The 18,293-nt window shown below is 66.5% G+C and carries 18 protein-coding genes; 13 read left to right on the top strand and 5 right to left on the bottom strand.

Going from position 1 to position 18,293, the window contains the following annotated elements; translation table 11 throughout:
- Nucleotides 1–59: 59 nt before the first annotated feature.
- Nucleotides 60–929: a DUF3097 domain-containing protein gene (locus ABFX56_RS03160; RefSeq protein WP_346231822.1), complete on the top strand. Its 870-nt coding sequence runs from the start codon at nt 60–62 to the stop codon at nt 927–929.
- Here the strand turns inward: ABFX56_RS03160 and ABFX56_RS03155 are convergent.
- On the bottom strand, nt 904–1,785 hold the full coding sequence (locus ABFX56_RS03155) for an acyl-CoA thioesterase (RefSeq protein WP_346231821.1): 882 nt from the start codon (nt 1,783–1,785) through the stop codon (nt 904–906). The two genes, ABFX56_RS03160 and ABFX56_RS03155, sit on opposite strands and share 26 nt — an antisense overlap.
- 56 nt (nt 1,786–1,841) lie before the next feature.
- Here ABFX56_RS03155 and ABFX56_RS03150 point away from each other — a divergent pair, with 56 nt between their 5' ends.
- Nucleotides 1,842–2,519 carry a DUF8185 domain-containing protein gene (locus ABFX56_RS03150; protein ID WP_346231820.1) on the top strand — a complete coding sequence of 226 codons (678 nt, stop codon included), beginning with the start codon at nt 1,842–1,844 and terminating at the stop codon, nt 2,517–2,519.
- Here the strand turns inward: ABFX56_RS03150 and ABFX56_RS03145 are convergent.
- Nucleotides 2,509–4,161, bottom strand: a complete 1,653-nt coding sequence (locus ABFX56_RS03145; RefSeq protein WP_346231819.1) for an FAD-binding dehydrogenase — start codon at nt 4,159–4,161, stop codon at nt 2,509–2,511. The genes ABFX56_RS03150 and ABFX56_RS03145 overlap by 11 nt on opposite strands.
- A gap of 78 nt (nt 4,162–4,239) precedes the next feature.
- Nucleotides 4,240–4,716, bottom strand: coding sequence for an Lrp/AsnC family transcriptional regulator (locus ABFX56_RS03140; protein ID WP_346231818.1), 477 nt, complete (start codon nt 4,714–4,716; stop codon nt 4,240–4,242).
- 206 nt (nt 4,717–4,922) lie between these two features.
- On the opposite strand from ABFX56_RS03140, the gene pdhA reads away from it, so the two are divergent.
- From pdhA to ABFX56_RS03115, 5 genes are all read left to right on the top strand, one after another.
- A complete protein-coding gene (gene pdhA / locus ABFX56_RS03135; protein ID WP_346231817.1) occupies nt 4,923–6,050 on the top strand; it encodes a pyruvate dehydrogenase (acetyl-transferring) E1 component subunit alpha in 1,128 nt (375 codons plus the stop codon).
- Nucleotides 6,050–7,057, top strand: a complete 1,008-nt coding sequence (locus ABFX56_RS03130; protein ID WP_346231816.1) for an alpha-ketoacid dehydrogenase subunit beta — start codon at nt 6,050–6,052, stop codon at nt 7,055–7,057. The genes pdhA and ABFX56_RS03130 overlap by 1 nt, the downstream gene beginning before the upstream one ends.
- Nucleotides 7,054–8,367 (top strand): dihydrolipoamide acetyltransferase family protein, encoded by a 1,314-nt coding sequence (locus ABFX56_RS03125; protein WP_346233133.1) that lies wholly within the window; start codon nt 7,054–7,056, stop codon nt 8,365–8,367. The genes ABFX56_RS03130 and ABFX56_RS03125 overlap by 4 nt, the downstream gene beginning before the upstream one ends.
- Before the next feature lie 65 nt (nt 8,368–8,432).
- Entirely contained in the window at nt 8,433–9,089 is a 657-nt protein-coding gene (locus tag ABFX56_RS03120) for a VOC family protein (RefSeq protein ID WP_346231815.1), read from the top strand.
- Nucleotides 9,090–9,099: 10 nt separating this feature from the next.
- Nucleotides 9,100–9,933 carry an MBL fold metallo-hydrolase gene (locus tag ABFX56_RS03115; protein WP_346231814.1) on the top strand — a complete coding sequence of 278 codons (834 nt, stop codon included), beginning with the start codon at nt 9,100–9,102 and terminating at the stop codon, nt 9,931–9,933.
- 48 nt (nt 9,934–9,981) lie between these two features.
- Here the strand turns inward: ABFX56_RS03115 and ABFX56_RS03110 are convergent, their stop codons facing one another.
- The gene (locus ABFX56_RS03110; protein WP_346231813.1) at nt 9,982–10,581 is read right to left on the bottom strand and encodes an SACE_7040 family transcriptional regulator; all 600 of its coding nucleotides are present in this window, start codon (nt 10,579–10,581) and stop codon (nt 9,982–9,984) included.
- 191 nt (nt 10,582–10,772) lie between these two features.
- On the opposite strand from ABFX56_RS03110, the gene ABFX56_RS03105 reads away from it, so the two are divergent.
- From ABFX56_RS03105 to ABFX56_RS03080, 6 genes are read left to right on the top strand one after another with little or no spacing between them, the layout of a single operon-like run.
- The gene (locus ABFX56_RS03105; RefSeq protein ID WP_346231812.1) at nt 10,773–12,380 is read left to right on the top strand and encodes a carboxyl transferase domain-containing protein; all 1,608 of its coding nucleotides are present in this window, start codon (nt 10,773–10,775) and stop codon (nt 12,378–12,380) included.
- A gap of 5 nt (nt 12,381–12,385) precedes the next feature.
- Nucleotides 12,386–14,443, top strand: a complete 2,058-nt coding sequence (locus tag ABFX56_RS03100) for an acetyl/propionyl/methylcrotonyl-CoA carboxylase subunit alpha (protein ID WP_346231811.1) — start codon at nt 12,386–12,388, stop codon at nt 14,441–14,443.
- Nucleotides 14,444–14,494: 51 nt separating this feature from the next.
- The gene (locus ABFX56_RS03095) at nt 14,495–15,259 is read left to right on the top strand and encodes a CoA transferase subunit A (protein ID WP_346231810.1); all 765 of its coding nucleotides are present in this window, start codon (nt 14,495–14,497) and stop codon (nt 15,257–15,259) included.
- Nucleotides 15,256–15,906 (top strand): CoA transferase subunit B, encoded by a 651-nt coding sequence (locus ABFX56_RS03090; protein WP_346231809.1) that lies wholly within the window; start codon nt 15,256–15,258, stop codon nt 15,904–15,906. Before ABFX56_RS03095 ends, ABFX56_RS03090 begins: the two co-directional genes overlap by 4 nt.
- Complete coding sequence (locus tag ABFX56_RS03085) at nt 15,903–16,412, top strand: MaoC family dehydratase (protein WP_346231808.1); 510 nt, start codon at nt 15,903–15,905, stop codon at nt 16,410–16,412. The genes ABFX56_RS03090 and ABFX56_RS03085 overlap by 4 nt, the downstream gene beginning before the upstream one ends.
- Nucleotides 16,409–17,236 carry an HpcH/HpaI aldolase/citrate lyase family protein gene (locus tag ABFX56_RS03080; RefSeq protein WP_346231807.1) on the top strand — a complete coding sequence of 276 codons (828 nt, stop codon included), beginning with the start codon at nt 16,409–16,411 and terminating at the stop codon, nt 17,234–17,236. Before ABFX56_RS03085 ends, ABFX56_RS03080 begins: the two co-directional genes overlap by 4 nt.
- A gap of 163 nt (nt 17,237–17,399) precedes the next feature.
- Here ABFX56_RS03080 and ABFX56_RS03075 read toward each other — a convergent pair whose 3' ends face one another.
- Entirely contained in the window at nt 17,400–17,693 is a 294-nt protein-coding gene (locus ABFX56_RS03075) for a GIY-YIG nuclease family protein (protein ID WP_346231806.1), read from the bottom strand.
- Between the last annotated feature and the right edge of the window lie 600 nt (nt 17,694–18,293).

Raw genomic sequence — 18,293 nt, 5'->3', positions numbered from 1 at the left:
GTGCGCCGTCCTCGGCCAGTCAACCGCCGGTCGGCGTGCTCATCGGTTAATCTCGACGGGTGTCACGCGACTTCCCTGCTCATTTCGGAGCCGACCGTTATGGTGCTGACGCGCTCGCCGGGTTCTCCCGGCGTGCCGCCCCACGCAAGCTGCGCGTCGTCGAGGCGACGCACGGACTTGTGCTGGAAGATACCGCCACCGGCTTCTGCGGCGCCGTTGTGAACGTCGACCGGATCGGCATCGAATTGGAGGACCGCCACCTCGCGGTGCGCGTGTTCCCGTTCGGGCGGGGCCTGTTGCTTGAGGGCGAACCCGTGGAGGTTGTGGCTCCGGCCCGGCGAACCGGGCGCGCCTACACGGCGTCCGGTTCCCGCGCGGTGGCGGATGTGCCGGCTCGGGTGGCCAGGGCGAGCCGCATCTTCGTCGAGGGGCGGCACGACGCGGAACTGGTGGAACGGGTGTGGGGCGCCGACCTCCGCGTTGAAGGCGTGGTGGTCGAGTACCTGGAGGGCGTCGACAACCTGGAAGCGCTCCTGGACCGGTTCCGGCCGACACCCGGCCGCCGGGTCGGCGTGCTCGTCGATCATCTCGTGGCGCGGTCGAAGGAGAGTCGCATTGCCGATGCGGTGCAGCGTGGTCCGTTCGGTGCGGACGTACTCGTGGTCGGGCATCCGTTCATCGACATCTGGCAGGCGGTGAAGCCCTCCAGGGTCGGCCTTCAGCGCTGGCCGGACATACCGCGGTCGATCGAATGGAAGCACGGAATCTGCGAGGCGCTCGGCTGGCCGCACGAGGACCAGGCCGACATCGCCAATGCCTGGCAACGCATCCTCTCCGGTGTGAAAACCTATGCCGACCTGGAACCGGTGCTGCTGGGCCGGGTGGAGCAGCTGATCGACTTCGTCACGGTCGATGATTCTCGCGCTTGACCCGCACCATTCCTTCTTGTGCCACGCTCGCGATGAGGGCGCCATCGCGACGGTAGATCCGTCCCAGTGCGAGCCCGCGGCCGCCAATCGCGTTCGGTGATTCCTGCACGTACAGCAGCCACTCATCGACCCGGCCGAACCGGTGCCACCACATGGCGTGGTCGAGGCTGGCGACCTTCAGTCCCGGCAAACCCCAGGTGACGCCGTGCCGACGGAAGATCGGCTCCAACAGCGAATAGTCGCTGGCGTACGCCAGTGCAGCGCGGTGCAGGTTCGGGTCATCCGGAAGGGTGCCGGTGGCCTTCATCCAGATCGCCTGGTGGGCGACCCGCTCCCCGGCGACGGTGAAGTAGATCGGGGAGGAGATGTGCCGCATGTCGAACGGGCGGCCGGTGGCCCAGTGCTGCGCCACCGGGTGGTCAACGCGTTTCAGCGCGACCTCGTCCGGCGGCAGGGACTCCGGCTCCGGGAGGCCTTCCGGCATGTCCAGTTGATGATCGAATCCGACGTCCACGGTCTGGAATGACGCAATCATCGACAGGATGGGTGCCCCGTCTTGGTACGCCTGGGTGCGTCGGGTTGAGAAGGAGCGGCCGTCGTGCACCCGGTCCACCGAGAAGGTGATCGGCAGCGATACGTCTCCGGGGCGGAGGAAATAGCCGTGCATGGAATGGACCACGCGGTCCGCGTCGAGCGTGCGCATCGCGGCGACGAGGGACTGTGCCAGCACCTGACCGCCGAACACCCGGCCGAGCGGCATCCACTGGCTGACCCCGGTGAAGATGTCTTCACTGGTGCGCGCTCCGGTATTCGTCAGATCGAGCGCGGTCACCAGGCCGGCAAGGGGGTCATTCATGCATTTCTCCGCATACTTTCTTTTCACTGGAAGCTTGACGGTAGTTTAGATTGCAGATGACCGGTACATTTTCTCTCGTTGATTCGCTCGCGCTCGGCGATCTGCACGTCTACCTCAGCCGCGCCGCCAAGGTGGAAGAGGGCTCCGTGCGGCTCATCGCCGACTCGGGGGTACTCGCCGCGTACGTGGCCGTCTTCTATCCGGTAGGGCTGAGGGATGAGACCCCCACGGTGTTGGGGCTTCGCACCTTCGCTCTCACCGGCGATGAGTCGTTCGATGTTGTGGTGCCGGTGCGCTCCCTGTTGGATCGCATCGCACGGCTCCAGTCGACGGTCGATCAGTCGTCCAGCCCCGTAGTGGTGTCGTTGCCGATCGAGGTCAACACGGTCACCTGGACCCAGATTTCTCCGCCGCGCGGCGGCTGGCGGGAACTCGACCCCGTGGATGCGAGCATCCTGGAAACAACGGCACAGTCCGGCATCGAGGAGATCGCCGCCTCGAGCACCGATGGCATCATGGAGCGGCTGCTGCGCCGGGTGCGCTCCGAAGTGTGGAGCAGGCCGATCCCGGGGCTGGAATATCTGCCGGCCGGTGCCGCGTTCGCCGCGTACACGCTCGGGTTCCTCGCCTCGGAAGACGTGGCCAGGGTGCGTGAGACCGGCCCGTGGACCAGGCTCACCACCCACCGCGGGCACGTGTTGGTGCGGCGCAAATCGTGGAGTCTCAAGGCGTAGCGGGTGACGCGGTGGCAATCGCGCGCCCCACGACTCGGCCGCTGAACAGGCAGCCGCCGAGGAAGGTGCCCTCCAGGCTGCGGTAGCCGTGCATGCCGCCGCCGCCGAATCCGCTGGCTTCTCCGGCTGCGTAGAGTCCTGGGATGGGCACGCCGGCGGCGTCGAGTGCCCGGCCGGACAGGTCGGTCTCTATGCCGCCCAGGCTCTTTCGGGTAAGGATGTGCAGCTTCACGGCGATCAGCGGGCCCGCCTTGGGGTCCAGGATGCGGTGCGGGCTGGCCACCCGGATGAGTTTGTCGCCCCGGTAGTGCCTGGCCTGCCGCAGGGCGTTGATCTGGGCATCCTTGCCGAACCGGTTCTCCAATTCCCGGTCGCGCGCTTCGATCTCCGCGCGCACCCGGGCCGCGTCGATGGTCACCTCGGGGGAGAGACGCTGCATCCCGGTGAGGAGTTCGTCCAGGCTGTCCGCGACGATGAAGTCGGCGCCGTGCTTCTTGAACGCTTCGACCGGTCCCGGCGCGCCCTTCTTCACGCGCTGCATCAAGAGCTTGATGTCCTTGTCGGTGAGGTCGGGGTTCTGCTCGCTGCCGGACAGCGCGAACTCCTTCTCGATGATTTTCTGGGTGAGCACGAACCAGCTGTAGTCAAAGCCGGTCGTCATGATGTGCTCCAGCGTGCCTAGCGTGTCGAATCCCGGGAACAACGGGACCGGCAAGCGCCGCCCGGTCGCGTCGAGCCAGACGCTGGACGGCCCAGGCAGAACGCGGATGCCGTGCTGGGCCCACACCGGGGCGAAGTTCTCGATGCCCTCCACGTAGTGCCACATCCGGTCGCGGTTGATCACGCGCGCTCCCGCACGCTCGCTGATCGCGAGCATCCGTCCATCGACGTGGGCCGGTACACCGGAGAGCATGTGGACAGGCGGTGTGCCCATCCGGGCCGGCCAGTATTCGCGTACCAGGTCGTGGTTGCCGCCGATGCCGCCGCTAGCCACGATCACCGCGCTGCCCCGCAGTTCGAACTGGTCAACCACCTCCCGGTTGCTCGCCACACCGCGAGCGGCGTCGTCGGCGCGCAGCACGCTGCCGCGCACGCCGACCACCGCACCGGATTCGACGATGAGTTCGTCGACTCGGTGACGGAACTTCAGCACCGCGTCCCCGCTGCCCACCGCGGCCCGAACGGCGTTTTCGAACGGTTCGAGCAGCCCCGGCCCGGTACCCCAGACGATGTGGAAGCGCGGCACCGAGTTGCCGTGTCCAGTCGCCGTGTAGCCGCCGCGTTCGGCCCAGCCCACCACCGGGAAGAATTTCACACCGAGCCCGCGCAGCCAGCGGCGTTTTTCCTCCGCGGCGAACCGGAGGTAGGCCTGCGCCCAACGCTTCGGCCAGGCATCCTCGTCCCGGTCGAATCCGGCACTGCCCGCCCAATCCTGTTGGGCGAGTTCGAGGCTGTCCTTCACCCCCATCGCGCGTTGTTCTGGCGAGTCGATCAGGAACAGGCCGCCGAACGACCACCAGGCCTGGCCGCCGAAACCGGTCTCCGGCTCCTGATCCACGATCGTGACGTGCTTGCCCGCGGCAATGAGCTCGGATGCGGCGACCAATCCGGCCAGCCCTGCCCCAACGATGATGGTGGTCATCTCTGCATCTTCTCGCGAGATGCCATCGGTGGCTAGTGAGCGGCGCGAGACATCGTCACAAGCGGCCTATGCGGGCAGTCAGGCTGGGGCGACCGGGCCGCGCTCCAGCAGCGGCCGCATCCGGAACGGGATGAGTTCACCCATGGACAGCGAGGTCTCCGCACGTTCGATGCCATCGCAAGCCAGCACCTCCCCATTGACGCGGAACAGGTCCGCCGCGTCGACGCAGACCACGGTGAGCAGCAGATCGGCCGGGCCACTAAGGCCGTGCGCCTGGATGATCTCGGGGATTTCGGCCAGTTCCCGCACCACCGCGGCCAGCTTCTGCTGCTGGAGATGAATGGAGATGAACGCGGTCAACGGGTAGCCGAGCGGCACCGGGTTGACCCGTCGATCCAGCGGCAACAGCGCGTTGGCTCCCTCCAGCTGGGCCAGTCTCGCCTGCACCGTGTTGCGGGACAGTTCGAGCCGCTCCGCCAGCGCCACGACGGTGCCGCGCGGGTCTTCGGTGAGTGCAAGCAGGAGTCGAGCGTCGGTTTCATCCAAGTGGCGCATAATGCACAACGGTAGCAGGGTGAAGTCGGAACCGACAATGCACTCTGCTCACCGGCCGGTCGATTGATTGTGCTGCCTGGTCGGCTGGCGTATGGTCGTGATGACTCTGGCAAGGATGCTGGAGCCGCTGAAGGCTACGAGCCGAGGCGGCAGAGATCGTGCCGAGAGCGGTGTACCCACCGAAATCGGAGCGGATCAGGAGAGATATGTTGCACACAGCCGTATCCAATGAGTTCAACGAGGCTGAGCTGCTGGGCAGGCAAGACGACCTGGTCCAGCTCGTCACTCCCGCCGGGGAGCGGGTCGCCGACCCCACCTGGGACCCGTGGGTCGCCGACGTCACCGGCGAACAGCTCGCCGCTCTGTACGAAGACCTCGTGGTGGTCCGCCGGATCGACACCGAGGCGACAGCCCTCCAACGGCAGGGGCAGCTAGGGCTGTGGGCTCCGCTGCTGGGCCAGGAGGCGGCGCAGGTCGGTTCCGCCCGCGCGTTGCGCGCTGACGACTTCGCCTTCACCAGTTACCGCGAGAACGCCGTCGCATACTGCCGTGGCGTCGACTTCACCGACCTCGTGCGCGTCTGGCGCGGCACATCCTTTTCCGGCTGGAACCCCTACGACGTCGGCATGGCCACCCCCAATGTGATCATCGGTGCGCAGACCCTGCACGCCACCGGCTACGCCATGGGCTGCAAGAAGGACGGCGTCGATTCGGTCGCGATCGCCTACTTCGGCGATGGCGCAACCAGCCAGGGTGACGTCAACGAGGCCATGGTCTTCTCCGCCAGCTTCCAGGCTCCTGTGGTGTTCTTCTGCCAGAACAACCAGTGGGCGATCTCCGAGCCGGTCGGCCTGCAAGCCCGCCGCGCGATCGCCGACCGGGCCCCCGGGTTCGGCATCCCGAGCGTGCGCGTCGACGGCAACGACATCCTCGCCGTGATGGCCGTCACCCGCTGCGCCTTGCAGCGCGCCCGCACCGGCGGAGGACCGACCTTTATCGAAGCGGTCACCTACCGAATGGGCCCGCACACGACCTCGGACGACCCGAGCCGTTACGAGGACCGCGTCGCCAGGGAGGATTGGGCCGCGAAAGATCCCATCGAGCGTCTTGGTGCGCTGCTGCAGGGCAGGGGACTCGTCACCGAGGAATTCACCGCGAAGGTCACCGCGAAAGCGAACGACGCGGCCGAGCGACTGAGGTCCGGATGCCTGTCCCTGGCCGACCCCTATCCGCTCAGCGTCTTCGACAACGTCCTGAGCACTCCGAGCTCCTGGCTCCAGCGGCAGAAGAGCCAGTACGCCGCCTACCTCGCGAGCTTTGAAGCGGGCAACTGATGACTGAAATGACCATGTCGAAGGCGATCAACTCCGGGCTGCGCCGCGCCCTCGAAGAAGACCCCAAGGTCGTGCTGATGGGGGAAGACATTGGCACACTCGGCGGCGTATTCCGCGTCACCGACGGACTGCAGAAGGACTTCGGCAAGGACCGGGTGATGGACACGCCGCTCGCCGAGGCAGGCATCATCGGCACGGCCGTCGGTCTGGCATTCCGCGGCTATCGTCCGGTGTGCGAAATCCAATTCGACGGCTTCATCTATCCGGGATTCGACCAGATCGTCGCCCAGGTCGCCAAGCTGCACTACCGCACTCGAGGCAGCGTGAAAATGCCCCTCACCATCCGGGTGCCGTTCGGCGGCGGCATCGGTGCGGTCGAGCACCACTCCGAGTCCCCGGAGGCGTACTTCACCCACACCTCCGGACTGCGCGTGGTCAGTTGCTCGAACCCGCAGGACGCCCACACCATGATCCGGCAGGCCATTGCCTCGGATGACCCGGTGCTGTTTTTCGAGCCGAAGCGCCGGTACTGGGCCAAGGGCGAGGTTGACGAAGACCTCGACGCCACCACCGTGTCCATGGAATCAGCGCGCGTGGTGGTGCCAGGCAAGGATGTCACCCTGGTCGCCTACGGCCCGTTGGTGACCACCGCCCGCGACGCCGCGCTGGCCGCCGAAGACGACGGCGTCTCCGTCGAAGTCATAGACCTGCGTTCGCTGTCTCCCATCGACTTCCGCACCGTCGAGGCGTCGGTCCGCAAGACCGGGCGGCTGGTGATCAGCCACGAAGCGCAACAGTTCGGCGGCCTGGGCGCCGAAATCGCGGCGAGCATCACCGAACGCTGCTTCAACTACCTGGAGGCGGCGCCCGCCCGCGTCACCGGATTCGATGTGCCGTACCCGCCCGCGAAGCTGGAGGACCACTTCCTGCCGAACCTGGATCGGATGCTCGACGCCGTGGACCGCGTGCTGGGCAAGCAGAACTCGCTCACCGGTTGGAGCGAATAAGGATGTCATCGGTCAAGCAATTCACCCTGCCGGACCTCGGCGAGGGACTCACCGAGTCGGAGCTGGTGTCCTGGCACGTCGCCGTGGGCGACACGGTCGACCTCAACCAGGTGGTGGCCGAGGTCGAGACGGCCAAGGCCATCGTGCAGCTGCCCTCGCCGTTCGCCGGAGTCGTCGCCAAGCTCTACGAAGAAGCCGGTGCGACGGTACAGGTCGGCGCACCCCTGATGTCCTTCGAAGTTGAGGACGGTGCCGCACCGATCGAGCGCAATCCGGTGCTCGTGGGCTACGGAGCACCCGTTGAAAGCGACAGCCGCCCCACGCGGAGGGCCCGCGGACGCGCGGCGACCGGGCAAACACCGGCCGAACCGCCGGCAGCGCCGGACGTCGTCGAGTCGGCGCCAGCGTCGGCGGCACCGGCCGTCGACACCGCGGTAACGGAGCGTCCCCGCTCCACCCCGCCGGTGCGTAAGCTCGCTCGCGACCTCGGCGTGGACCTCACCCAGGTCACCGGAACCGGCGACGACGGGTTGATCACCCGGGAGGACGTACGCGCGGCGGCATCCGCCCCCACCACGGTCGCCGAGCCGGATGCGCGCGCATCCGGTGAACGCGAGAGCCGCACGCCGATCAAAGGGGTGCGCAAACACACCGCCGCCGCCATGGTGGCCAGCGCGTTCACTGCGCCGCACGTGAGTGAGTTCCTCACCATCGACGTCACCCCGACGATGGACCTGATCGCCTCGCTGAAGACGAATCGGGCCTTCGCCGATTACCGCATCAACCTGCTCACGGTGGTGGCCAAGGCGCTGCTCGTCGCGGTGCGCCGTAACCCCTCGGTCAATGCCCGTTGGGACGAGGCGAATGCCGAAATCATCCAGTACCACTACGTCAACCTCGGAATCGCCGCGGCAACCTCGCGTGGGCTGATCGTGCCCAACATCAAGGACGCCGATCGGCTCAGTCTCACCGAGCTGTCCACCGCGTTGGCCGAACTGACCTCGAGCGCGCGGGCGGGAACGACTACTCCGGCGCAACTGACCGGCGGCACGATCTCGATCACCAACATCGGAGTCTTCGGCATCGACGCCGGCACGCCCATCCTCAACGCGGGCGAGGCGGTCATTCTGGCGCTGGGCGCGGTTCGCACGATGCCATGGGAGTATCGCGGCGAGGTGGCACTGCGTCAGGTGCTGACGCTGAGCCTGTCCTTCGACCACCGGTTGGTCGACGGCGAACAAGGCTCACGGTTCCTGGCCGACATCGGCGCGATTCTCGCTGAACCTGGCATGATTCTCACAATGGTGTGACCTTCGGAGCACTTGTCGCCCGGTCTGGTCTTGACCCCCGCCATCTCGAAGGGGACAGTGGAGTCATGAGTTCTGATCTGCTCACTCCGACCGACACCGCCGAGCCACTCGCGGGCAGCAGCTTCGTTCACCTCGACGGCACCCTGTACGCCACCTTCACCACCGGCGACTTCGCCAGCGCGAGCGAACTCGTCGCCCAGGTGGCGCGGGCAGCGGATGTGATGAACCATCATCCGGAGATCAGTCTGGGCTGGGGAAAGGTGTCGTTCCAACTCAGCTCGCACGACGCCGGCGGGGTGACCAGCCGGGATGTGAAACTGGCCGCCGAAATCCAGAAACTGGCCGACACGCTGGGGGCCAAGGGACGTGAAGTACAGCCGACTCGCTACGAAATGGCGATCGACTGTGTCGATGCCGACGGCATCCGTGACTTCTGGCGGGTCGCGCTCGGCTACGAGGAGCGCGACGACGGCGGAGAGACCCAACTGGTCGACCCGCGCGGCATCGGGCCGACGATTTGGTTCCAGCACATGGATCCGCCGCGTACCGACCGCAATCGCATCCACTTGGATGTGTATGTGCCGACGGAGGACGCGCAGAGCCGAGTCGACGATGTTATCCAGGCCGGAGGCGACTTGATGACTGCGGAACACGCACCGGACTGGTGGGTGCTCGCCGACGTGGAGGGCAACGAACTGTGCATTTGCACCTCCGAGCGTTAGGCGCGAAGGCGTGACCGGGCTCACCGGCGGCTGGATCTGTCAAACCTGCGGCGTCGAGTATCCGCGTACCGACCGCCCTCCCGCGGAATGCCTGATCTGCACCGATGAGCGGCAGTATGTGCCGTTGGCCGGGCAGAAGTGGACCACGTCCGAGTCTCTGGCACTGAAGGGCACCGCTGCCGATGTCGAGTTCCTCGAACCGGGCCTGTACCGGATGACCGTGAGCCCACGGGTGGGCATCGGGCAGCAATCGCTGCTCGTGCAGACGGCGGCGGGTAACCTGCTGTGGGAGCCGCCCGGGTTCATCGACGACGCCACGGTGGCGGCGGTACGCGCCCTTGGCGGCGTCGCGGTCATCTCCTCGAGCCATCCGCATCTCACCGGCGCTTCGATCAGCTGGAGCGAGGCCTTCGATCACGCACCGGTGTACGCCGCCGAGGCGGACCAAGCCTGGATCACCAGGCCGGATGACGCGATCAGGCTCTGGAGTGGGATCGAGCGGCCTCTGCCCGGAGTGGCCTTCGTGCAGTGCGGCGGGCATTTTCCCGGCAGCAGCATGGCGCACTGGGCCGCCGGAGCGGATGGCCGCGGCGTTTATCTGACCGGGGACACCATCTTCGTCGGCCCGAGCCGGTGGACGGTCAGTGCCATGCGCTCTTACCCGAACCTCATCCCGCTTCCCGAGCGCGCCATCCGGCAAATTCTGGACGCCATGGAACCGCACGATTACGACCGGCTCTACGGCTCATTCGGGCAGGTCGTGGAGGTGGATGCACGGGAGGTGGTCGAGACCTCGCTGGAGCGGTACATCACGTGGATCCGCGGCGACGTCGACGACTATTGATCGACCCCGACTATTGATCGACCCTGACGGCTGCGACGGTGCCGCGACTTAGGATGCCGGGGCGTGCGCACCCGCAGACGCCAAACCGGCCAGTGCCATCTGCTCGAGGATGGCGCGGGTGTCGGCGGTCCGGACGCTGTGCGGGGTGGAGTTGATCAGCCCGAAGGCGGCGTGCGCGCGAATCCGCAACGAGGCCGTGTCGACCTGGGGGTGGATGCGCCCGAGCACCTGTACCCACAACTCCACGTAGGTGCGCTGCAGCGCCCGCACGGCATGGCGGTCGTCATCCGACAGGTTGCCGAGATCCTGCCCCTGCACGCGGATCACGTCGGGATTGCTCAGTGCAAAGTCCACGTGGAACCGTACCAGCGCGCGCAGTGCGTCGTTGTCGTCCCTGGCCGCCTCCACCACGCTTCGGCCTCTGTCGGACAGGTGCTGGCTCACCCCGACCAGGAGCGCTCCCAGCAGTGCCTGCTTGCCCTCGAAATGCCGGTAGACCGCCGGTCCGCTCACGCCGGCTGCCGCCCCGAGCTCCTCGAGGGACACGCCGTTGAACCCGCGTTCGGCGAATAGACGCGCGGCAGCCGACAGCAGCGCTTCACGCCGGTTCGCCTTTGCCTGGCTGCGCAGGGTCGGGGTCTCGCTCATCCCTGCTCCCTTCCGCCAGCGATAGTTTTTCGGACCAGAAATGCCGCCGCGGCGGCTACGCTCGTCCGAAAAGGTATCACTCGCGGTAGACCGTCCCTGGACAAGTCAGTTAATAGGAACTAACCTAATCCCAGTTAGTGAACACTAACCCGAATTGCCTTTGCGCGCCAGATCCCCCCGGGAAGTTGTCTATGCAGACCATCATCAGCCGCGTGGACCGGTCCAGCGAATCCTTCGCTGCCAACGCCGCAGCACAGCGTGCCCTGGTCGACGAACTCCGGCAGCGCCTGGCCGCCGCAGCGCTCGGCGGACCGGAGCGGTCCCGCGAACGTCACCTGGCCCGTGGCAAATTGCTGCCGCGCGACCGGGTGGACACACTGCTCGACGAGGGCAGCCCGTTTCTGGAGATCGCGCCACTGGCCGCGGAAGGGTTGTACGGCGGCGCCTGTCCCGGAGCCGGAGTCATCGCAGGCATCGGCATGGTGCGCGGCCGGCAGGTGCTCATCATCTCCAACGACGCCACCGTGAAGGGCGGCACCTACTACCCGATGACGGTGAAGAAGCACCTCCGGGCTCAGGAAATCGCCCTGGAAAACCACCTACCGTGCATCTACCTCGTCGACTCCGGCGGAGCGTTCCTCCCCAAGCAAGACGAGGTGTTCCCCGACAAGGAGCACTTCGGCCGCATCTTTTACAACCAGGCGCGGATGTCGGCGGCCAAAATCCCGCAGATCGCCTCGGTGATGGGGTCCTGCACCGCGGGCGGCGCGTACGTGCCGGCAATGAGCGATGAGACGGTCATCGTGCGGGGCCAGGGCACCATTTTCCTTGGCGGGCCGCCGCTGGTGAAAGCGGCCATCGGTGAGATCACCACCGCGGAGGAGCTCGGCGGAGGAGAGCTGCACTCGCGCGTGTCCGGCGTCACCGACCACCTGGCGGAAAACGACGCCCACGCACTGGCGATCGTGCGCGACATTGTCGCGACTCTGCCAGCACCGGATGCCCCGGTCTGGGACGTGATCGAGAGCCGCGAACCGCTGGCCGACGCCGCCGACCTCTATGGGGCAGTCCCCGCCGACGTGCAGGGAGCCTACGACGTGCGCGAAGTGATCGCCCGCCTGGTCGACGCGTCTGAATTCCACGAGTTCAAGAAGGAATACGGCACGACCCTCGTCACCGGCTTCGCGAGGCTGCACGGGCATCCGGTGGGCATCGTCGCCAACAACGGCATCCTATTCCGGGAGTCCGCGCTCAAGGGGGCCCACTTCATCGAGCTGTGCGATCAGCGCGGCATCCCGCTGATCTTCCTGCAGAACATTTCCGGCTTCATGGTCGGCCGCGACGCCGAAGCGGGCGGCATCGCCAAGGACGGCGCCAAGATGGTCACCGCCGTCGCCAGCACCCGGGTCCCCAAACTCACCGTCATCATCGGCGGCTCTTTCGGCGCCGGCAACTACTCGATGTGCGGCAGAGCCTATTCGCCGCGTTTCCTCTGGATGTGGCCGGCCAGCCGGATCTCCGTCATGGGCGGTGCGCAAGCCTCCTCGGTGCTGGCCACGGTCAAGCGCGAGCAGCACGAGCGGCGCGGCGAGGACTGGTCGGCGGCAGAAGAGGCCGAGTTCAAGGCGCCGATTGCACAGCAGTACGAAGACCAGGGCAGCCCCTACTACTCCACGGCCCGGCTGTGGGACGACGGGATCATCGACCCGGCCGACACCCGTACGGTGCTCGGCCTCGCTCTCGACGTCTGCTCGAGAACCCCTCTGCCGGAGACCTCCTTCGGCCTGTTCCGGATGTGAGAGTCATGACGTCGACTGAACCCACCACATCCCGCACGATGTTCGACACGGTGCTCGTCGCCAACCGCGGCGAGATCGCGTGTCGGGTAATCCAGACCCTGGCCGCGATGGGCATCCGCTCGGTCGCGGTGTACAGCGACGCGGATCGGGGCGCCAAACACGTGCTCCAGGCCGATGCCGCGGTGCGCATCGGGCCGGCCGCGCCGCTGGCCAGCTATCTCAACGTGCAGGCGATCATCGCCGCGGCGCTCGCCAGCGGCGCCCAGGCGGTGCATCCCGGCTACGGGTTCCTCTCCGAGAGCGTCGCGTTCGCGCAGGCCTGCGCCGACGCCGGACTGGTCTTCATCGGCCCGGGCGTGCACGCCCTGGATGTCATGGGCGACAAGATCCGGGCCAAGAACCACGTCAGCTCCCACTCGGTCCCGGTCATCCCCGGGATCGCCGAGCCCGGCCTCACCGACGAGCAGTTGTTCGCTGCGGCGGACGACATCGGCTACCCGATCCTGATCAAGCCGTCGGCGGGCGGCGGCGGCAAGGGGATGCAGGAAGTCATCGGGCCAGACCGTCTCCAGGACGCACTCAGCACGGCCCGCCGCGTGGCGGCATCCGCGTTCGGCGACGACACGCTGTTCCTTGAGCGCCTGGTGCACAACCCGCGCCACATCGAGGTGCAGGTTCTCGCCGACAACCACGGCAACGTCATCCACCTCGGCGAGCGGGAGTGCTCGCTGCAGCGCCGGCATCAGAAGGTCATCGAGGAAGCCCCTTCGCCCCTGCTGGATGCGGCCACCCGCGCCAGGATCGGTGAGGCGGCCTGCCAAGCGGCGCGCAGCGTCGACTACAGCGGCGCAGGCACCGTCGAGTTCCTGGTCTCAGCAGACGCACCAGACGACTTCTTCTTCATGGAGATGAACACTCGGCTGCAGGTGGAACACCCGGTCACCGAAATGGTCACCGGGATGGACCTGGTCGAATGGCAGGTGCGAATCGCCGCCGGGGAAGTGCTCACCGTCGCCCAAGACGAGGTGCGCACCAAGGGTCACGCCATCGAGGCGCGCGTGTACGCCGAAAACCCCGAGCGCGGATTCCTGCCGTCCACCGGAACGATTCTCGCGCTGAGCGAGGCCAGCGCCACTGGCATCCGGGTAGACAGCTCGCTGACCGAGGGACTGGAGGTCTCCGGCAACTACGACCCGATGCTCGCCAAGGTCATCGCCTGGGCGCGCACCCGCGAGGAAGCCCTCGCCCGGCTGGATGCCGCGTTGGCCGACACCGTTGTGCTCGGCGTCTCCACGAACATCGAATTCTTGCGCGGCCTGCTCGCCGACCCGGATGTCCGAGCCGGCAATCTCGACACGTCACTGATCGAGCGGGTGCTGCCAGGGCTGTCGTTCCACGGTCCGGACGGGCGTCTGCTCGCGGCGGCCGCGCTGGTGCTGCATGCCGAACGTGCCGAGGCCGCCCAGGGGATCTGGCAGCAGCCGGACGGCTGGCGCATCGGCGGGCAGGCGGTTCCGAGCCGCTACAGCCTCGCGGTGAGCGCCACCGAGACCGTCGACGTGCTGGTCGCCGGAACCGCCGAACGGTCGACGATTAGCATCGACGGCGCCGAGCCCATGAGCGCCGGACTGATCCGCTCGGGCCAGGGCCGCTACAGCGTGGAGATTGACGGTCGGATCGACCGACTGCGGATGGCGCGCCAGGGGGCGAGGCTGTGGGTCGGGGCGGCCGGGCACAGTGTCGAACTCGTGCTGCGCAGCCGCGCCGACCGGCTCGCCGACCAGCTCGCCGGCATCATCCGGGAGAATGGTCCGGCGGCTCCGGACATCCGCTCACCCATGCCGGGCACGGTCATCGCGGTCAACGTCGTAGCGGGTGAGCAGGTGGAGCAGGGGCAGACCCTGCTCATCGTCGAAGCGATGAAGATGGAGCACCAGCTCACCGCCACTGTCTCGGGCACCGTCAGCATCAACGTCGTCCCAGGAGACGTGGTCGGGCTCGATCAGATCGTGGCCACGATTGCCCCTCGCGAGGAACCGGTCGAAGTAGCTGCCACCGCGTGAATCCCGGAACAAGGCGATCGATTACGCTAAGACACGAGAAGGAGATCGAGGATGATCAACAAAGTGGTGGCCAGTGCCGCTGAGGCCGTGGCAGATATTCCTCAAGGGGCATCTGTTGCCGTCGGTGGTTTTGGTCTATGCGGTATTCCGGTGGCGCTGATCGACGCGCTGCATGCCCAGGGCACAGATCGACTGGAGACGATCAGCAACAATTGCGGCGTCGATGACTGGGGGCTTGGCATCCTGCTCTCGGACCACCGTATCCGTCGCACGATCAGTTCCTATGTGGGAGAGAACAAGGAATTCGCCCGCCAGTTCCTGGCCGGCGAACTTGAAGTGGAACTGACTCCGCAGGGCACACTGGCGGAGCGGATGCGCGCCGGCGGCGCCGGGGTACCCGCCTTCTACACTCCGGCCGGCGTGGGCACACAGGTGAGCGAGGGCGGCTTGCCTCGCCGCTACTCGCCGGATGGCAGCATCGCGGTGGCCAGCGAACCCAAGGAGGTCCGCGACTTCGATGGCGTGGATTACGTGCTTGAGCGCGCCATCGTTGCCGACTATGCCCTCGTGCACGCGGCCAAGGGCGACCGCTACGGCAACCTCGTCTACCATGCCACCGCGATGAACTTCAATCCGCTGGCTGCGATGTCCGGTCGGATCACCATTGCGGAGGTTGAAGAGATCGTCGAACCCGGTGAGCTGGAGCCGGGGCAGATTCACACGCCCGGCATCTTCGTGCAGCGGGTGGTTCTCGCCGCGGATGGTGAGAAGCGGATCGAGAAACGGACGCTGGCGATGAGTGAGGCAGGCGCATGAGCCTGACACGGAATGAGTTGGCGGCCCGGGTCGCCGAAGAACTCGAAGACGGCCAATATGTCAATTTGGGCATAGGAATGCCCACGTTGATCCCGAACTACATCCCGGACGGGGTGGAGGTGGTGCTGCATTCGGAGAACGGCATCCTCGGAGTCGGTCCCTATCCCACCGAAGAGAACCTCGATGCCGACCTCATCAATGCCGGCAAAGAGACCGTGACCGTCAACGACGGTGCAGCCTTCTTCGACTCCGCCACGTCGTTCGGGATGGTCCGCGGCGGCCACGTCGACGTCGCGGTCCTCGGAGCGATGGAAGTCGCCGCCAACGGTGACCTCGCGAGCTGGATGATTCCAGGCAAAATGGTCAAGGGCATGGGTGGCGCAATGGACCTGGTCTTCGGCGCCAAGCGGCTCATCATCATGATGGATCACGTCGACCGGAGCGGTAGCCCGAAAATCCTCGAGCGGTGTAGTCTGCCGCTCACGGGCAAAGGATGCGTGGACCGAATCATCACCAACCTTGCCGTTATCGACGTCACCGCAGACGGGTTGGTGCTTCGCGAGCTGGCACCGGGCGTCACTGTCGACGAGGTGGTGAACGCCACAGGAGCACCACTCAACATCGAAGAATTCGAGACCACCAAATGACGGATGACCGCAAGACCATCGAACAGCGCGGGCTGTATTACGAAGAATTCGAACTGGATGCGCGGTACCTGCATCGCCCCGGCCGCACCGTCACCGAGACGGACAATGTGCTCTTCACCACGATGACGATGAACATGCAGTCCTTGCATCTGGATGCGGCCTGGTCCGCCACTCAGCCGTTCGGCGAGCGGTTGGTGAACTCGATGTTCACCCTGGCCACCATGGTGGGCAGCTCGGTCGCGCAACTGACCCAGGGCACCATCGTCGCGAACCTGGGCTTCACCGAAGTACGGTTCCCGCACCCGCTTTACCACGGCGACACGATGTATTCGGAAACCATTGTGGACGACAAGCGCCTGTCCGTGTCCCGGCCCGGTCAGGGCATCATCACGCTGTCGCACACCGCGCTCAATCAACACGGAGATATCGTGGCGCTTGCCGTGCGGTCGGTGATGGTGTGGTGCAAGGACGCACACGCTGCGGCAGAGGGACGTGCCAGGCAATGACGTTCGACCTCGGGCCGGCGCTGCTGTTTTGTCCGGCTGACCGGCCCGAGTGGTACGGCAAAGCCGCCGATCGTGCGGATGCCGTCGTCCTGGACCTCGAGGATGCCGTGGCGCCCGCCGATCGGCCGGCCGCCCGCTCCGCGATAATCGAGCATCCGCTGGATCCGTCCACCACCATGGTGCGCGTGAACGAAGCCGGCTCAGCGGATTTCGCTGAGGACTTGGTGGCACTGGCGAGGACCCCGTACCGGATGGTCATGCTGCCGAAGGCCGCAGCTTCGGACCAGCTCAGGATGCTTGAAAGTTTCGAGGTGGTCGCGCTGTGCGAAACGGCGGCGGGGGTGCTCGCGGCGGCGGAACTCGCGGCGTACCCCGGCGTGGTCGCGCTGATGTGGGGAGCCGAAGACCTGGTCGCCTCGCTCGGCGGTACCTCGAGCCGCTTCGGCGACGGAACCTACCGTGACGTGGCACGGCACGCGCGGTCGGCCGTCTTGTTGGCCGCGGCCGCTCATGGCAAAGCGGCCGTCGACACCGTTCATTTGGATATCGCTGACCTCGACGGACTTGGCGCAGAAGCGCGGGACGCCGCGGCCGTCGGGTTTGCCGCGACCGCGTGCATCCACCCGGGACAGGTTGAGACGATTCGAGCGGCCTATGCGCCAACGGATGCTGAGGTCGCCTATGCGCGGGACGTTCTCGCCGCCGCGGTCGGCACCAACGGGGTGTTCCGGTTCCGCGGGCACATGGTGGACAGCCCGGTGCTGCGGCACGCCGAGCACACCCTCCGTCGCGCCGGCCTCCAGCCCATTCAGCGGGTTGAGTAGGCGAGCGCTCCAGTGCGAGCCGTATCGAAACCGCGTCAGCGGGTTGAGTGCGAGCCGTATCGAAACCGCGTCAGCGGGTTGAGTGCGAGCCGTATCGAAACCGCGTCAGCGGGTTGAGTAGGCGAGCGCTCCAGCGCGAGCCGTATCGAAACCCCCGCGCCCCTCACTCGCCCTTCGGCGGAAACACCTTCTTGCTGAGCCCTGGCAGGTCCTTGAACCTGCCCTCGATGACGGCCTCACGTTTCCGCCTGGACCAACCCTGCATCCGCTTTTCTAAGGCGTACGCGTCATCGATGCGGTCAAACTCCTGCGCGAAGACGAGTGTCACGGGCAAACGGCGGCTGGTGTAGGCGCTCCCGTGCCCGGTGGAGTGCTGCCACACTCGGTGTTCGAGGTCGCGGGTGCTTCCGATGTAGTAGCTGTCGTCGGCGCATTTCAGGATGTAAGTGAAAGGCATTGCGTGAGTATGGCGCCTGGGTACCGATGGGCGCTTGCGTTGTCCACAGGGGCGGGGGTTTCGATACGGCTCGCGCTGACGCTCGCCTACTCAACCCGCTGACGCGGTTTCGATACGGCTCGCGCTGACGCTCGCCTACTCAACCCGCTGACAGCAGGGGGTTGAGTTGCCGCCCGAGGAACGAGGACGGCGTATCGAAACCTTCGGGCCGGGTTTCGATACGGCTCGCGCTGACGCTCGCCTACTCAACCCGCTGACGCGGTTTCGGTGCGGCTCGCGCTGACGCTCGCACTCAACCCGCTGACGCGGTTTCGATACGGCTCGCGCGGGCGCTCGCCTACTCAACCCGCTGACAGCAGGGGGTTGAGTAGGCGCCCGAGGAACGAGGACGGCGTATCGAAACCTTCGGGCCGGGTTTCGATACGGCTCGCGCTGACGCTCGCCTACTCACCCGCTGGCGCGGTTTCGATACGGCTCGCGCGGACGCTCGCACTCAACCCGCTGACGCGGTTTCGATACGGCTCGCGCTGACGCTCGCCTACTCAACCCGCTGACGCGGTTTCGATACGGCTCGCGCGGGCGCTCGCACTCAACCCGCTG

Origin of the sequence: Parafrigoribacterium mesophilum (assembly GCF_039652555.1) — a bacterium.
Taxonomy (GTDB): Bacteria; Actinomycetota; Actinomycetes; order Actinomycetales; family Microbacteriaceae; genus Parafrigoribacterium; species Parafrigoribacterium mesophilum.
This window is presented reverse-complemented; position numbering and strand designations above follow the sequence as displayed.

Excerpts from the sequence above, each read along its gene's own strand:
- ABFX56_RS03155 (WP_346231821.1), bottom strand. The coding sequence starts at position 1,785 with ATGAATGACCCCCTTGCCGGCCTGGTGACCGCGCTCGATCTGACGAAT.
- ABFX56_RS03150 (WP_346231820.1), top strand. The coding sequence starts at position 1,842 with ATGACCGGTACATTTTCTCTCGTTGATTCGCTCGCGCTCGGCGATCTG.
- ABFX56_RS03145 (WP_346231819.1), bottom strand. The coding sequence starts at position 4,161 with ATGACCACCATCATCGTTGGGGCAGGGCTGGCCGGATTGGTCGCCGCA.
- ABFX56_RS03140 (WP_346231818.1), bottom strand. The coding sequence starts at position 4,716 with ATGCGCCACTTGGATGAAACCGACGCTCGACTCCTGCTTGCACTCACC.
- pdhA (WP_346231817.1), top strand. The coding sequence starts at position 4,923 with ATGTTGCACACAGCCGTATCCAATGAGTTCAACGAGGCTGAGCTGCTG.
- ABFX56_RS03130 (WP_346231816.1), top strand. The coding sequence starts at position 6,050 with ATGACTGAAATGACCATGTCGAAGGCGATCAACTCCGGGCTGCGCCGC.
- ABFX56_RS03120 (WP_346231815.1), top strand. The coding sequence starts at position 8,433 with ATGAGTTCTGATCTGCTCACTCCGACCGACACCGCCGAGCCACTCGCG.
- ABFX56_RS03110 (WP_346231813.1), bottom strand. The coding sequence starts at position 10,581 with ATGAGCGAGACCCCGACCCTGCGCAGCCAGGCAAAGGCGAACCGGCGT.
- ABFX56_RS03105 (WP_346231812.1), top strand. The coding sequence starts at position 10,773 with ATGCAGACCATCATCAGCCGCGTGGACCGGTCCAGCGAATCCTTCGCT.
- ABFX56_RS03100 (WP_346231811.1), top strand. The coding sequence starts at position 12,386 with ATGACGTCGACTGAACCCACCACATCCCGCACGATGTTCGACACGGTG.
- ABFX56_RS03095 (WP_346231810.1), top strand. The coding sequence starts at position 14,495 with ATGATCAACAAAGTGGTGGCCAGTGCCGCTGAGGCCGTGGCAGATATT.
- ABFX56_RS03090 (WP_346231809.1), top strand. The coding sequence starts at position 15,256 with ATGAGCCTGACACGGAATGAGTTGGCGGCCCGGGTCGCCGAAGAACTC.
- ABFX56_RS03085 (WP_346231808.1), top strand. The coding sequence starts at position 15,903 with ATGACGGATGACCGCAAGACCATCGAACAGCGCGGGCTGTATTACGAA.
- ABFX56_RS03080 (WP_346231807.1), top strand. The coding sequence starts at position 16,409 with ATGACGTTCGACCTCGGGCCGGCGCTGCTGTTTTGTCCGGCTGACCGG.
- ABFX56_RS03075 (WP_346231806.1), bottom strand. The coding sequence starts at position 17,693 with ATGCCTTTCACTTACATCCTGAAATGCGCCGACGACAGCTACTACATC.